Origin of the sequence: Pseudomonas sp. A-RE-19 (assembly GCF_019956555.1) — a bacterium.
Lineage (GTDB): Bacteria > Pseudomonadota > Gammaproteobacteria > Pseudomonadales > Pseudomonadaceae > Aquipseudomonas.
The window spans coordinates 54,497-69,045 of the sequence record NZ_JAHBDQ010000006.1; the positions used below are offsets into that span (position 1 = coordinate 54,497).

14 protein-coding genes, 4 tRNA genes and 1 pseudogene are annotated in these 14,549 nt (G+C 58.3%); 2 read left to right on the top strand and 17 right to left on the bottom strand.

The window, feature by feature from the left end; genetic code table 11:
- Window position 1 precedes the first annotated feature (1 nt).
- From KGB14_RS04850 to KGB14_RS04890, 9 genes are all read right to left on the bottom strand, one after another.
- Window positions 2-1,222: an AAA family ATPase gene (locus KGB14_RS04850; RefSeq protein WP_223484350.1), complete on the bottom strand. Its 1,221-nt coding sequence runs from the start codon at window positions 1,220-1,222 to the stop codon at window positions 2-4.
- Complete coding sequence (locus tag KGB14_RS04855; RefSeq protein WP_223484351.1) at window positions 1,216-1,710, bottom strand: TadE/TadG family type IV pilus assembly protein; 495 nt, start codon at window positions 1,708-1,710, stop codon at window positions 1,216-1,218. Before KGB14_RS04855 ends, KGB14_RS04850 begins: the two co-directional genes overlap by 7 nt.
- Entirely contained in the window at window positions 1,710-2,204 is a 495-nt protein-coding gene (locus KGB14_RS04860) for a TadE/TadG family type IV pilus assembly protein (RefSeq protein ID WP_223484352.1), read from the bottom strand. The genes KGB14_RS04855 and KGB14_RS04860 overlap by 1 nt, the downstream gene beginning before the upstream one ends.
- An 8-nt stretch (window positions 2,205-2,212) precedes the next feature.
- Window positions 2,213-3,550, bottom strand: a complete 1,338-nt coding sequence (locus tag KGB14_RS04865; RefSeq protein ID WP_223484438.1) for a TadE/TadG family type IV pilus assembly protein — start codon at window positions 3,548-3,550, stop codon at window positions 2,213-2,215.
- A gap of 75 nt (window positions 3,551-3,625) precedes the next feature.
- Window positions 3,626-4,435, bottom strand: a complete 810-nt coding sequence (gene cpaB, locus KGB14_RS04870) for a Flp pilus assembly protein CpaB (protein WP_223484353.1) — start codon at window positions 4,433-4,435, stop codon at window positions 3,626-3,628.
- A 15-nt stretch (window positions 4,436-4,450) separates the two neighbouring features.
- On the bottom strand, window positions 4,451-5,785 hold the full coding sequence (locus KGB14_RS04875) for an AAA family ATPase (protein ID WP_223484354.1): 1,335 nt from the start codon (window positions 5,783-5,785) through the stop codon (window positions 4,451-4,453).
- Window positions 5,786-5,787: 2 nt separating this feature from the next.
- Window positions 5,788-6,318 (bottom strand): prepilin peptidase, encoded by a 531-nt coding sequence (locus tag KGB14_RS04880; protein WP_223484355.1) that lies wholly within the window; start codon window positions 6,316-6,318, stop codon window positions 5,788-5,790.
- Window positions 6,319-6,344: 26 nt separating this feature from the next.
- A complete protein-coding gene (locus tag KGB14_RS04885) occupies window positions 6,345-6,536 on the bottom strand; it encodes a Flp family type IVb pilin (protein ID WP_223484356.1) in 192 nt (63 codons plus the stop codon).
- 152 nt (window positions 6,537-6,688) lie between these two features.
- Entirely contained in the window at window positions 6,689-6,880 is a 192-nt protein-coding gene (locus tag KGB14_RS04890; RefSeq protein ID WP_223484357.1) for a Flp family type IVb pilin, read from the bottom strand.
- A gap of 412 nt (window positions 6,881-7,292) precedes the next feature.
- Between KGB14_RS04890 and KGB14_RS04895 the strand changes: the two genes are divergently transcribed.
- Window positions 7,293-8,159: an AraC family transcriptional regulator gene (locus tag KGB14_RS04895; RefSeq protein WP_223484358.1), complete on the top strand. Its 867-nt coding sequence runs from the start codon at window positions 7,293-7,295 to the stop codon at window positions 8,157-8,159.
- A gap of 58 nt (window positions 8,160-8,217) precedes the next feature.
- On the opposite strand, the gene KGB14_RS04900 is transcribed toward KGB14_RS04895, so the two are convergent.
- From KGB14_RS04900 to KGB14_RS04915, 4 genes are all read right to left on the bottom strand, one after another.
- Window positions 8,218-8,293 (bottom strand) — tRNA-Gly (locus KGB14_RS04900).
- Window positions 8,294-8,296: 3 nt separating this feature from the next.
- Window positions 8,297-8,372: transfer RNA gene (locus KGB14_RS04905), tRNA-Glu, on the bottom strand.
- 104 nt (window positions 8,373-8,476) lie between these two features.
- Window positions 8,477-8,552: transfer RNA gene (locus KGB14_RS04910), tRNA-Gly, on the bottom strand.
- A gap of 3 nt (window positions 8,553-8,555) precedes the next feature.
- Window positions 8,556-8,631: transfer RNA gene (locus KGB14_RS04915), tRNA-Glu, on the bottom strand.
- A 393-nt stretch (window positions 8,632-9,024) separates the two neighbouring features.
- On the opposite strand from KGB14_RS04915, the gene KGB14_RS04920 reads away from it, so the two are divergent.
- Window positions 9,025-9,783 carry a hypothetical protein gene (locus KGB14_RS04920; RefSeq protein ID WP_223484359.1) on the top strand — a complete coding sequence of 253 codons (759 nt, stop codon included), beginning with the start codon at window positions 9,025-9,027 and terminating at the stop codon, window positions 9,781-9,783.
- Between the two features lie 147 nt (window positions 9,784-9,930).
- Here the strand turns inward: KGB14_RS04920 and KGB14_RS28630 are convergent, their stop codons facing one another.
- From KGB14_RS28630 to KGB14_RS04935, 4 genes and pseudogenes are all read right to left on the bottom strand, one after another.
- Complete coding sequence (locus KGB14_RS28630) at window positions 9,931-10,812, bottom strand: methyl-accepting chemotaxis protein (RefSeq protein ID WP_411740773.1); 882 nt, start codon at window positions 10,810-10,812, stop codon at window positions 9,931-9,933.
- Window positions 10,813-10,839: 27 nt separating this feature from the next.
- Window positions 10,840-11,895 (bottom strand): annotated as a pseudogene (locus KGB14_RS28635) (methyl-accepting chemotaxis protein); the annotation flags it as partial.
- Between the two features lie 108 nt (window positions 11,896-12,003).
- On the bottom strand, window positions 12,004-13,395 hold the full coding sequence (locus KGB14_RS04930; protein ID WP_223484361.1) for a PLP-dependent aminotransferase family protein: 1,392 nt from the start codon (window positions 13,393-13,395) through the stop codon (window positions 12,004-12,006).
- Between the two features lie 207 nt (window positions 13,396-13,602).
- Window positions 13,603-14,364 (bottom strand): SDR family oxidoreductase, encoded by a 762-nt coding sequence (locus tag KGB14_RS04935; protein ID WP_223484362.1) that lies wholly within the window; start codon window positions 14,362-14,364, stop codon window positions 13,603-13,605.
- Between the last annotated feature and the right edge of the window lie 185 nt (window positions 14,365-14,549).

Here is a 14,549-nt window from a genome sequence, read left to right on the forward strand (position 1 = left end):
GTCATCCCCCGAAAAAACGGTTGAAGGCGCGTTTGAGTAAGCCTTTGTTCCCGGCTAACTGTTGACCGACCAGGTCCTCGGTCATGTCGCGCAGTGCGGCAGTAATCGCTGCCCTCGGCGCATGCAGCCCCAACGGCACACCAGTGTTCTGACTCTGGCTGACCAGGTTGAAGTCGTTGGGTAATTTCGACAGATTCGTGCAGCGCAGCGCTTCGCCGATATCTTTGAGGCTGATCGCTGCCGACTTGTCAAAGCGGTTGACCACTATCTGCATTTGATCCCCGCGCACACCCAGGTCATCGCGAAGAATTCGCACCAGGGAGCTGGCATCCCGTAGATGGCTGACGCTCTGCTGCACCACCACGTACACCCGGTCCACCTGTTCCAGCACGGAGCCGGTGAGGTGGTCGATCTGCCGCGGCAGGTCGATGACTACCCAGTCGTAGCTGGCGCGGGCCAACTTCAACAGGGCATCAAGCTGCTCGGGCTGGGCATCCTGCGGCAGGCACAACTCACCGGCCCGACCACCCAGCACATGCAAGGTCGGGCTGAAGTGACTGCAAAAACCGCGTAACGCGACGCTGTCCATGCCATCGATCTGCTGCAACACCTCCAGATGGCTGTGCGTCTGCGCCACATCCAGATAATGCGTCACGCTGCCAAATTGCAGGTCCATATCCAACAACAAAGTACTGCCGCCCCTGGCGCTGAGCTGCTGAGCCAGGTTGCAGGCCACCAGGGTTCCGCCGGAACCGCCTTTGGCACTCATTACGGCAACCAGCTTCCCTTCTACCCCACTGCCGGTCCGGACTTCCATGACCAGACGATTCAAGGCGGCGACCAGTTCTGTCTCGGCGATGGGCTCTGGCAGCACGTCCCGGGCGCCAGCCTGCATCGCCAGACGCATGGCCTCCTGCTCGCTCAGCAAACCGCACACCAACATTGGCGGACGCTCATGAGCTGGATGCTGCAACAGCGCCGACAACTCCTCGCGCCACAGGTGACTGACGCGCAACAGCAACAGATCGGGCATCCGGTCCAGGCCGTAAAGCGGGTCGACATGCCCATTGCTCACCAGGCGAGTGCTCACCTCCAGGCTGGGCATGCGTTGGCAGACGCTCTGCAGATCGCGCAAAGAGGTGGCATCACGGCTGCTGATCAGCAACCGGAGCCCGGCTTTGCCGGTCGAGCTGGAGAGCGGAGTTTCCTTGGTATTCAGCATGGTGTGATCTCCCCGGAATCGGAATGACGCCCGAGGCTTTCACGTGGCAACGTTGCCTTGAATGCAGGCAAGGTAATGGGCACGCCGAACCCGGGAATAAACAGATTGAAAACAAAGCCTTGCAGACTCAACTGGACGTAGCGGATGGCACGAAAACCGTTGACCCCACTCGTGTCGGCGGGGTTGGCCACCACAGCACCGTTTACGTCCAGATAGGTCAGCGTCAGGTTGCTGGTGGTCAGATCGGTGATCAGCTGGCTCGTCCCTGAATCACCTGCGGCATTGAAAATCGCTCGCTGCAAGACCACCGGATCGCTGATATTGCACACCGCCGCCAGACGCGCACCACGCCGCGCGGCCTCATCCAGCGCATTGACCGTGAAGTACAGACGGCCCATTTCCACCACGCCGAACAACAGAATGAACACCAGCATGCCAACGAAGGCGAACTCCACGATATAGGTGCCGTGCATGCGTTTCTTGTTCATCACAATGCCCTCATGACGGTAGTGGCGACCAGCGGAATGCTCAGCGCAATCTGACTGCCAAAAAACCCTGGAATCGCTCCGCCACAATTGCCACTGCCAATCACCGGGCAGAAGTTATAGGTAATGCTGACCTGCACATGGTCGGGGTGGGAGGGATCGGCGCCCAGCGCGGAGACGGTCACCATACTGGTCGTCAACCCTGACACCACTGCGGCCCCGGTATTTGCAGGCACACCATAGACCGCCACGTTTTTCGTCTGGGTCTGCAGCGTACTGCTCAGAGCGACCATGCCCAGCGTCGAGTTCCAGGCCTGACTGGCGACAAAACGGTCTGCATCGCGGCTGGCTTGCAGCAGTACGTTGTACTGGTAAAGCATGCGGCCGAACTCGCCGAGGCTCAGCAACAACAGGAGCAACAGCGGCAACACCAGGGTGAACTCCACCAGCGCCACGCCTTGCTGGGCCTGCGATCGTTTAAACGTGTGGTGTCTCATGACGCCTCCTACGAGTCAGTGCTCGGAGTGCCGATGCCGAGATAGGTTTTGTAGAGCTGAATGATCTGCGGGCCGGAATCGGTTGAGGGCGAGGGGCCGGTCACGTTGTCGCCTTCGCACTCTTTCACAAACTGCCCGAAGATCTGCGCTTGCGTGCCGCCACTACTCATTGGCTGCACCACGAAATAGCAGCCAAAACCCAGGACGGGAATCGTGGTTGAACCACCCTGTTTACCCGTGCAGTTGCCAACCACGACTTTCAGCATCCGGCGCTCGAATACCCCATTGCTCTGACAGCCACTGCCGGTCCCCGCCACACAGGCGGCAACGCTCGCCTTCCAGTCGTTATAGTCCAGTATCGCGTTGCTGCCCGCGGTGAGATTGCCAGCACTCGAGGTGACGGGTTGCCCCTTGTACAGCGTCTGCGCCGGAGTGACCGAGTCGTTGTAGGTGATCGCCGGATTGCTCGACGACGTCACCAGGTCTGGCGGATAGTCCGAGGCACTGACCGGGCCGTTGTAGATGCCGAAGCGTGTATTCAAGCCTTGAGACGCAGGGCCGACCGTGTTGCCGGGTGAGGTCTGGACAGTGTCTCCCACATTGCGGCACTCTGAGCCGCCTCCAGCCAGGTCATCCCTGACCGAACTGCCGCCCGAACCGAAATCGAGCAATTGAAAGTTGCCTGGGCCAATGGCGGACGTATTGCCAGCAGCCGACTTCAACACCTGCAAATCACCAAATTGGAAGCCCCAGAACATGCCAGCGGCCGGGTCGTATTTAGTCTCGTCGCCACAGATCATCAACGGTGCGAGATCACACGGGTTGGTGGGGCTGGGTCCAGCGGTGGCGATCGCCGCCACGGCCTTGTTCCCCACGGCGCCAAATGACTGAACGAAGCTCCAGAAAAATCCTGTCAGGCTATAGTTCGGTACCGACACCCGCACGTATTTGGCATCCGTCGGCCCGGGATAAGAGAAAGGTCCATAGACGGATTTCGAGAGTTCCACCACCGCAAATGCACCTGGGTTGCCAGCGACAGCCGTGGCCAATTCGTTGTTGCCTGCGGCATTGGCATTTTGCGTCAGCGTATAGAGCGCGGCAGTCTTCGTCGTGCTGGCACTGTTGGCACCACCGTACACCTGACTCAGGGTTTTGGCGCCACTCAGGGCAGCGGCATCCACCGCATTCTGCAGTCTGGTCTTGTTCAGCATGATGTGTCCGCCGTCCAGAGCCAGCGCCGCCATCATGGTAATTGCCGCCAGTGCGATCACCATCAGTACGCTCACCGCTCCTTCCTGGCGCCTTGGCGTCGCAGTGAACGGCCGCTGAATACGAAGATTCATTATCAAGCCCTCATTTGCCGATGCTGATTCGGATCGGCTCCGCCAATACCTGGGTGTCCAGGCACCTGTTGCACTCTGTCAGCGAATCTTGACTACGTTGGTTTCGATGCCGCGGATAATGGTGATGGCTCCGCCACGCTCGCCACTGCTGCGCTGCACCACGCGTTTTGGCTCCGTCGCAGTGGCCACCACCATGGCCGGTGCGGCTGGCGCGACGGTCGCTATTTTCTTATCGAGGTTCAGCGGGTTGCGCAGCGCCAGTTGCAACTTGCCTTCCGTCTGAGCCGTGACCAGGGTTTCCGCCTCGGTAGCCGACATCTCCAGCGTCACTGCACGCACCACCACCGGTTGGGTCTTGTCGGTACCCGCCGTCTGGTCCACCGCCAGTACACGCAGGTTTTCGAGGATGGTCCTGGACACGGCGCTGTTACTGCCGGCACTGGTAGTTTTGGTCGCCAGTACATCGACCCGGTTGCCCGGCAACAGGAATCCGCCTACACCGACCACATCGTCCACACGGACCGATATGGCGCGTTTGTCGGGGGCAATCAGAGAAGCCAGGGTGCTGCCACCCAAGTGCTCGCTCAGACGCGCGCCGCGCACGATGTCGCCCTTGAGGATGTCGAACGTTGCGATCTTGCCCACTGCTTTGTCACTGGAGTCGAAGGCGTCATCCGGGATCGTGTCCATGGGCATGCGCATGGTTGTGACCTGCTGGGCCTCGACCATTTGCCCGAATGGAATCTCTACCGTGGCGACCACCACGCTTCGAAGATGGTCATCCGGGGTGGCATTGAGCCGCGCGCTCAGCCAGGAATCGGCCATCCATGCAGCACCAAGGCCCATGACCAGGGAAACGCCTATCAGGGAAAGAGTACGAGAGCTCATGTCAGTATCTCCGGTTCAAAGAAAGTCGAGCTGGACGAAGTAGTTGTGCCAGGCCCATTCCAACTCTTGCGGTGACAAGGGTCCGGAACCGCCCATATAACGCTGACGATCGAGCGCCATATTCAGGAGATCGCGGGGATGGCAAGGCACCAGAGGCATGCCTTCACTTGCATAAAGCCTTTGCAGGACATAACGCAGCAGCAGCGGGTCAAAAGGAATGCCCAGGCGCTCACTTTCCTGACGCCAGATCTTTTCGTACTCCTCGGGCTTCAGGTAACCGAATTGCAGCTTGTAGCCAATCCGGCGAAGGAAGGCCTCATCGGCCAGTTCCAAAGGATTGAGGTTGGTGGAGAACACCAGAATCAGATCGAACGGCAGCTCGCAATGGCGACCGCCGCCCAGGTTGAGGAAGTCGCGTTTCTCTTCCATCGGGACGATCCAGCGATTCAACAGCTCGGCGGGCGCCATGCGCTGGCGTCCCATGTCGTCGATGATGAACAGGCCATTACTGGCCTTGAGCTGCAAGGCGGCCTGGTACTGACGGGTGTAGGGGTCATAGCGAACGTCCAGCTGTTCCATGCTCAACTCACCGCCCGTAATGACGATCGGGCGTTTGCAGCACAGCAGTCGACGGTCGATCCCTTCGTTGAGCATCAGATTGTTCGGTTGACTGTTGTCATCCAGACGCTGATGCACTTGTGGGTCATAGATCTCGATCACCGACTCGTTGATCACGATGGCGTAAGGCACCCAGATGGCCTCGGCGAACAGACGAATCAGCCGACTGCTGACGTAGGTCTTGCCCGTACCCGCCGGGCCATAAATCATGATCGCGCGCCCGGAATTCAGCGCCACGCCCAACTGATCGAGCATCCCTTCGGTAAGCACCACGCCAGCAAGAGCGTTGTGCATATCGTTTGAGTTGATGCGGCCGTGGTGAATGGTCTGCAATTTGATCAGGGAGCGGTAAGTACTCACCGGGAAAGGAGCTGCGCCGATGTAGCCACTGCGCGACAGGGCATCGCGGGCGGCGCTGCGACCACGTTCGGTCAGGCCATAACGCAGCATCTGCCCACTGGTGGTTTGCGGCCCAACCTGACCCAGCACTTCGACCCGGCCATCCTTGCGCAGAAACGACAGAACTTCTTCCAGTACTGCGCCGGTCAGCGCCAGGCGCTCCACCAGACGCGACATGTCCAGTACACCGGCGTCATACAAATGCTTGCACACCAACTCACCAAGGAAACTGTCGCTCAGACCAGTTTCGCGGATGGTGCACGGCTGAGGAGCCAGTCGTTGCACCGCTTCCCGATCGCTGGGGTAGGCATCACTATCGACGATGACGTGCATGACTAACCTCCCAATCCACCGGCAACGAGTTGCCAGTAGACGCTGTTCAAAGTGCCGATCAATATTGCAATCGAATAAGGGAAAGGCTTGCCGGCTACTTCATCCGAAGTGGGCGCCAGATAAGCCTGCGCTCTCACAATCAGCCAATAGCGCCCCAAGGTTTGAAGTAATTGACCGCGGAACAGCACGATCAGGAAACCGCATACGCCGCCGGCAATCAGGCTAAACAAGGCGGCCCACAACGCGTAATGAACGGGTAAAAAACTTCCAACCATGGCCATTAACTTAACGTCACCGGCGGCCATGCCACCCACGGCGTACATCGGCAGAAACAGCCCAAAACAGATCAGCATACCCAACAGGCTGTCACCCAATCCGCTGACACCACCTGAATAAGTCTGACCGACCAAGCCCAGGGCAAGGCCAAACAGAACCAGCATGTTGGGAATACGGTGGCGAAGCAGATCGCTCACCACCGCGACGCCCAGCAGTCCTAGCAGTACAACTGTCGACACTAGCAATTCCATGGACATGGCGCGTCTCCCCTACCGGACTATCGTTAGCAGGCAGCACCTTTGACTGCAGCGCACAGCGCTGTAATCCTGGTGTTCACCTCGCCGCCCAAAAGAACAAACATTGCGGCAACAGCTACCGTAATTAACCCGCCGGCCACCGCGTATTCCACAATGGTCAGGCCATCTTCATCTTTGGCGAATTTGCTGATCAAAGTTCTGGCTGTTTGCAGATTCATTTCCTGTACCTCACTTCGGCGTTTATCTGGCTTAGAAAGTACATTTGGCGGGGACAGCGCGAAGTCCATCGAGTTGGCCGGTCTATCAGCGGAACAGTAATCACCGGTGCTCCATGGATTTCGCCGCGCCCCACCATCGTGAGTTGCCGTTATCAGCAGGCAGCACCTTTTACCGCAGCGCACAGTGCTGTGATTCTGGTGTTCACGGCGCCGCCCAAAAGAGTGAATATTGCGGCAACAGCCACCGTAATCAGCCCACCGGCCACTGCGTATTCCACAATGGTCAGACCGTCTTCATCTTTGGCGAACTTCACTACCGAAGCCTTGATTGTTTGCATGATCATTTTGCCCACCTCACTCGAATGTTGTTTTTTCGGGAGGCAGTACGTTTTGCACTGCCTGATGCAACCCTAGTCAGGGGCAAGGCATGGGCGTTAGGAAGATTTTGCACATCGCTAGGACTTTTTTGCGGGACGGCCAAATAAGGTTCATTGGCCTTTGCAGAAGTAACGGCAGGGGTAAAACAAGGCCTGGAAATGCAATGGCAATTACCGTTGATTCACAAGCGACGAGCGGTTGACGCCGGGTGCATCGAAGACACGCCAACAAACAGTCGACCTTGGCTGACTTCTTGGCAATACATAGAGCGAATAGAACTAAATTCCGTCTTTCTTATCAGCATTTAGTCTGCTAAGTGATAGCACATTAGCAATACTACTCAGCGAAGAGGGGCACGTAGAACCACAGAGTAGAGACATGACGTCCAATTTGACCAGAAGGCCATCGCTGCTGTGGTTCGATCTGACTCACGATCGTTCCACAAAGGAACTGATCGCGCAGTTCGAGAGCACCTGCGACTGCAAATTGACGAAAAACTCCCTGTTGCCCCACGGAGAACAGGCAGACATGATCTGCATTCATTTCGATCGCCCCGACACCCCCGGCTTGAGGTTGTTGCTGGAGATCAAACGCACCACCCCCACCATCCCGATCACCATGTTCACCGTGCAGCACTCGGAGGAACTGGCCGTCTGGGCCATGCGCTCCAGCGTCTGGGAATACATGGTGTTGCCGCTCTCATCCACTGAGAGAAAGCGTTACCTGACGGCAGTGGTACAGCTGTGCGAGCTGCGCAGAAATGCCAACGGTCTGGGTCAGACATCGCAGATCGATCACGCCCCGACCCTGCCGGACAGCATCCGCCTGACTTCCGGGCACCAAAAACACCAGGCGCTGAGCCATATCATGCTGTACATCGATCAGCACTTTCGGGACAGCATCGATCAGAGGGATTTGGCCAAGCGTTGCGGCATGACGACATTTCGCTTCAGCCGCCTGTTCAAGGAAGCCAATAGCGTTGGCTTCACCGATTACATCCTGAACAAGCGCATGAACTTTGCCAAGCAACTGCTCGACAATAGCCAGATGCCGATTACCAGCATCGGCTACGAGGCCGGCTTCAAGGACCCGTCCTACTTTGCCCGCGCCTTCAAGCAGTTCGCCAACTGCACGCCCAGCGAATACCGCTTGGCCCGCCAACTTAGAGCGGTAGCAGCGCAACCGCCGCTGGAAGATACCACCGCTGAAGTGCTCGAAAGCCTGGTGCAGAGTCTTGGAAGTTGAGACAACTTTTTACGCGCACAAAAAAACGCCGCTCAATGAGCGGCGTTTTTTTTGAATTTGGAGCGGGAAACGAGACTCGAACTCGCGACCCCGACCTTGGCAAGGTCGTGCTCTACCAACTGAGCTATTCCCGCAAATGGCGTCCCCTAGGGGACTCGAACCCCTGTTACCGCCGTGAAAGGGCGGTGTCCTAGGCCACTAGACGAAGGGGACACGCTGCCCGGAACACATGGTGTGTGTTTCGGTGCCCAGATCCGCATCCGAAGATTTGGTTCTGGTTTCACTCAGCCCTGCCCGAAAGCAAAGCCGTTTAAAACTGGAGCGGGAAACGAGACTCGAACTCGCGACCCCGACCTTGGCAAGGTCGTGCTCTACCAACTGAGCTATTCCCGCATTTGGCGTCCCCTAGGGGACTCGAACCCCTGTTACCGCCGTGAAAGGGCGGTGTCCTAGGCCACTAGACGAAGGGGACACACGTACAACATTCACTCCCTACCGCGTTTCGCTGTGTGCTTTACGCTGTAAGTGGCGCGCATTCTATGGATGGATTGAGGGGTCGTCAACCCCCAGATATAAATTTATTTAAATCAATGACTTCGCCCTGCTTTCAGAAGCGATTCAGGCTTTTCCGTCGCCTGACCTTTGGCGCCTATATTCTGGCATCCAGCAAGGCGCTATAGTCCACGCCGAGATGATGGCAATGTGCACCTCACACGCTATTTACTTATATATGCAGCAATACGGCCGATATAAGCAGAGCCATAGCCGATCAACTCGTCGAGCGGCCCTAGGCGCCCAAATGCCAAGCTACTACACTCGACTCGCACGCGAACCCCATAAAGAGGTCTTACCGGTGACACCACTCATGATCACCCTGCTAGTCATAGCCGGGATCGCACTATTGATCGCCATTGGCTACATGAACCATGTGGTGGAAAACAATAAGCTGGAAAAGGCCCGCACTAAGGTTGAACTCAACGACCGTCTGCGTCGCTGCGGCGAAATCACCGAGACCTTCCCCGGTCAGTTGATGACACCGGCACTCAAGCTGCTGTTGACCCGTCTGGAGATGAACGTCTGCCAGCGCCTGTTGAACCTGGAAAAAACCAACACCACGCTAAAGGCACGGATTGCCGAGCTGAGTGGCTTGGTCGCCCAGGGTGAATCGATCCCGGTCAACAACCCGCCGGCACCGATCCAGACCGAAGCCAAGGCCAAGGACGTGCGTTTCCTGCTCGAGGCTCTGCATGGCCAGATCACCCGCGCCGCACAGGATGGTTACCTGCCGACCAACGAAGCCAAGCACTGGATCCGCGAAGTCCGGCACATCCTGGTGCTGCTGCATATCGAGTTCTTCAACAACCTCGGCCAGCATTCCCTGCAACAGAACCAGCCCGGCCAGGCCCGCCTCGCGTTTGAACGCGGTGTGCAATACCTGCGCAAACAACAGGAACCGCAGATTTACGCTGAACAGCTGGAATACCTGGAAAAACTCCTGGCCCGCGCCAACGCCCAGGTCATGGACAAGATCGCGCCGGTGGAAGGCGAGATGAATCAATTGACTGAAGGCCTCAAAGACGTTGAGGCTGATGCCGACTGGAAGAAGAAAGTGATCTACGACTGATCATGCAAATGCTGAAAAGCCACCGGGTCAGGTGGCTTTTTTTTGCGTTGGGGTTGATGGGCGAGTCGTCAAGCCGCCAAGATCAAAAGATCGCAGCCTGCGGCAGCTCCTACCGAAGCCTGCGATCTTTGCTTCTGCTCTTTTCTCCTACAGCCTGAAGTGCCCCACCATCCCCTTCAACTCAACCCCCAACTGCGCCAGTTCAATACTCGACGCCGCATTGCCCTGCATCGCCAACGAAGACTGATCCGCACTGGCCCGAATACTGGTGACACTGCGATTGATTTCCTCGGCCACCGAGCTCTGCTCTTCGGCAGCCGCCGCAATCTGCTGGTTCATCTGCTGAATCAACGACACCGCCGCCGCAATACTTCCCAACGCACTCTCGGTCTGCAACGCATCGCTTACCGCCAGCTTCACCAACTCGCCGCTGCTCTGAATCTGCTGCACCGACGACTGCGCCGCCGAGCGCAAGGCACTGACCAATCGCTCGATTTCTTCGGTCGATTGCTGGGTTCGCCTGGCCAGCGCCCGAACCTCATCGGCCACCACCGCAAAGCCCCTGCCCTGCTCGCCGGCCCGCGCCGCCTCGATGGCCGCATTGAGCGCCAACAGATTGGTCTGCTCGGCAACGCTTTTGATCACGCTGAGCACCGTGCCGATGTTCTGGATTTCCGCACTGAGGCTTTCGATGCTGGCGCTGGCCGAGGTGGCCGAGTCGGCCAATTGTTCGATTCGCGCCATGCTCTGACGCACCACCTGCTGGCCGCTTTCGACCTTGCCATCCGCAGTCTGCGCCGCCTGGGCGGCCTCCTCCGCGTTACGTGCCACGTCGTGCACCGTGGCGGTCATCTGGTTCATCGCGGTCGCGACCTGCTCGGTTTCTTCCTTCTGGCTGCTGACTTCAAGGTTGGTCTGCTCGGTCACCGCCGACAGCGAGTGAGCAGAGCTTGCCAACTGCTCGATACCGGCCTGCAAACCACTGACGATACTGCTGAGCCCCGCGCCCATTTGTTGCATGGCTTGCATCAACTGGCCGATCTCGTCACGGCGGGTCACTTCAATCGTCGCACTCAAATCACCCGCGGCGATCTGCTGAGCGACACGGATCACGCTGCGCAGTGGTGCAACGATCAACCGGGTGATCACCCACGCGGCAATCAGCCCCACCAGCAAGGCCAGTGCCGAGGAGCCGATGATCAACAGCGAGTTCTTTTTCAGCTCTGCCTGCATCGACTGATCTTCGGCGACATAGGCCTGGTCCACCCGCTCCACCACTTGAGCGGCGCGCTGGTGAAGTTGCTCGTAGACGGCCTTTTCCTGCGCCAACAGACCGGTGTACTCGGTGAGTTTTTCACTGAAACTGGCGATGTGACCGGACACTTCATTGAGAACCGTCTGGTAACCCTCATCCTTGACCGTGGTTTTCAACTGCCCGATCTGGGTCAGCGCCTGGTCGGCCTGCTCGATCTTGCCCTGCCCGGCGCTGTCGTCACCCTTGCGACTCTGGTCCAGACGTACACGCGCTTCGTTCATGGCCTGCAACATCAGCTGCGATACCTGGCTGACCTGATTGGCCTGCTCGATGAATTGCGCGCCGTCCTTACCTTCGGATTCCTTCAAGGTATAGGCGCCATCGTCAGCAAGCCCGTTCTGCAGCACATCCAGGTTATTGGCCACGCTGGACACCGACCAACTGGCCATTTCCAGCGCCAGGTCCTTGGACTGACTCAGCGAGACGAACTCGTCAAACGCCTTGCGATAAGCCCCCAGTGACTGTTCGACGTCATTCATGACCGGCACGTTGGCCGCTGACTGGGCCTTGAGCCGGGTCGCCAGAGCGATCAGAGCGTCCACGCCTGCGTGCAAAGCCTCTGTGGTTTTCGGGTCACCGTGCAAGGCGTAGTCCTGCTCAAGCAAGCGCACCTTGAGCAAACCGCTATTGAGCGACGACATCTGTTTGAGCCCGTCAAAGCGATGACTGATGGTTTGCAGGGACCATACGCCGATGGCCGCCACCAGGGCTGTCAACAGCAGCACCAGTACAAACCCGACACCCAGTTTTTTTGCCATACCGAGGTTGGCAAAACGTCCTTGCACGGCCGAAATCATTGCGCTTAGTCCCCTGCCATTGTCTGTGGATGCAGATTCGCAATGGGCTTGTGCCAACACAAGTCTCTGGCGTCGGAATAATGGCAAAAAGCTACGCCCACGTCGTTTTCAGAATGCTTGAGGTCGATCCCGAGCGGTGGCCTGAAAAAATGCCCGGGCGCGAGGATCACAGGCATAGGCCACGTTGATGCGCTGCCAGTCATGGGTTTCACCGGTGGGGCTGAATGCCGTCGGACAAGACAGCAGGACACCGAAGCGCCGCGCCTGTGTCCGCACCTGAGTGTGATCGGACTTGCGCGATCGCGCCCAGATGAACAGGCCACCCACAGGTTTGCCGAAGACCTCCCATCCCGCGTCCTCGAGCACTTGCAACGCCGCCTCTCTGTCGGTGCTCAAACGCTGGCGCTGGCGCTGCACCAGTTTGCGATAGGCGCCGCTGGCCAACAGACGCGCCAGCACCGATTCGCAAAACCGTGAAGCGCCCATGCTGCTGATCATCTTGACCTCTGCCAGTCGCGAAATGACGTCGGCACTGGCCACGACAAAGCCGACCCGCAACGAACTGCTGAGCGTTTTGGAGTAACTGCCGACGTAAATCACGTTGTCATCGATGCCCAATGCCGCGAGACGCGTACCCGGGCCGCTGTGCAAGTCGGCATAGACATCGTCTTCGATCACCAACACGCCATGTTTTTGGGTCAGCTGCAGAACCTGCTGGGCCACCGCCGGTGTCAAACTGCTGCCAGTGGGGTTGTGATAGAAGCTGTTGATGAACAATCCACGGGGCTTGTGCTTCAGCAACAAGGCTTCGAGCACCTGGGTGTCTGGCCCGCGCGGGGTTCGTGGCACCTCGATCATGCTGACCCCGTGCAGCCTGAGCAGATCGAACAGCCTCGAATAGCCGGGACTCTCAACCACCACGCAATCACCCGGTTTGAACAAAGTGCGCACGATCAGATCGAGCCCATGGCTGGCACCTGCCGTGGTCAGGACTCGACTTTCATCCACCGCGATATTCAGCTGTTTCAGCCGTTTGACGATCTGCTGGCGCAGGGCAAGCAGGCCCAATGGCGTGCTGTAGTTGAACAACCCGGCCATATCGGTGCGGCTGACCTGGCGTATGGCGTAGCTCAGATCGTCGGTCTCGCGCCAGCTTTCGGGTAATCCGCCGCAGCCCAGCTTCAGTTCGCCCACAAGGCCGTTCTGCCGCTGCTCGGCCCCCTCGAACCAGGGAATATCCCGTTGCCCCTGAACGGCCAGCGCCGTTGCCGCGACAAAGAAACCGGCCCCATTACGCGTCGCCAACACCTCTTGAGCCACCAGCCGTTCACAGGCCTCGACGACACTGGATTGACTGAGCAGATTGATCCGCGCGATTTGCCGCACGGAAGGCAAACGCGTCCCTGGCGGCACCTCGTACCGACGGAGCCAGTCGGCCATTGCGTCGACGATTTGCTGTACGACCGGCACCAATGCCTGTCGATCGATTCTCAACTCCATGAGCAAGCAAACTCCTGTCCGTTTTGCGGAAAACAGTTAATCACAGGAGCGCTCGATGGTATGTGCGACAAAGCCGCCAAAACCCTCGGATCTAACCATTTGAAACACATTACCCGGCGCCTTCAGGGAACCGGCGCCGAACAATAAAAAATGTGGGAGCGGCGGTGCGGCACTCCCACAAGTTCCGCACCATCGCCGCCTAAAACATTAAAACGCCGTGACGCCACCATCCACCGCCAGCGAGTGACCGGTGGTGAATGCCGCGCCGTCGCTGCACAGGTACAGCACCGCACTGGCAATTTCCTCGACTTTGCCGATACGCCCGACCGGGTGCATGGCATTGGCGAACTCGCCCTTTTTCGGGTCGACTTCATAGGCACGACGGAACATGTCGGTGTCGATCACCGCCGGGCACACCGCATTCACGCGAATCTTTTTCTTCGCGTATTCGATGGCCGCCGACTTGGTCAGGCCGATGACTGCGTGTTTCGAAGCTGCGTAAATACTCATCTTCGGCGCGGCGCCCAGGCCGGCGACCGAAGCGGTGTTAACGATCGCACCACCGCCCTGGGCCAGCAGCAACGGCAACTGATACTTCATGCACAACCAGACACCTTTGACATTGACGCCCATGATCGCGTCGAACTCATCGACCGTGCCTTCGGCCAGTTTGCCTTTCTCGATCTCGATACCGGCATTATTGAAGGCATAGTCGAGACGGCCGTAGGTATTCACCACCTCGTCCATCAGATTTTTTACCTCGCTTTCCACAGTGACGTTACAGCGCACGAAGGTCGCTTCACCGCCAGCGGAGCGAATCAGCGCCACAGTGCCTTCACCGCCAGCCGCATCCAGGTCAGCGACCACCACTTTCAAACCTTCGGCGGCGAACGCCAAAGCGGTCGCGCGGCCAATACCATTGGCCGCGCCTGTCACAACGGCGACCTGGCCGGAAAACGTCATGCTCATTGTTATGTCCTCGAAGAGAAGAATGCGGGGGATCGCGTGTTTTCAGTTAGCCACAGCGCCCTGTGACACGGCAGCACTATCAGAAGGCCGGTTGAGTGCCCATGAGTTGCAGTGATAGAACGTGCGCCCTGACTATCACTGCACTGGATCGACGTGCATTCGCAGCGTCAGCCAACCTTGCGACA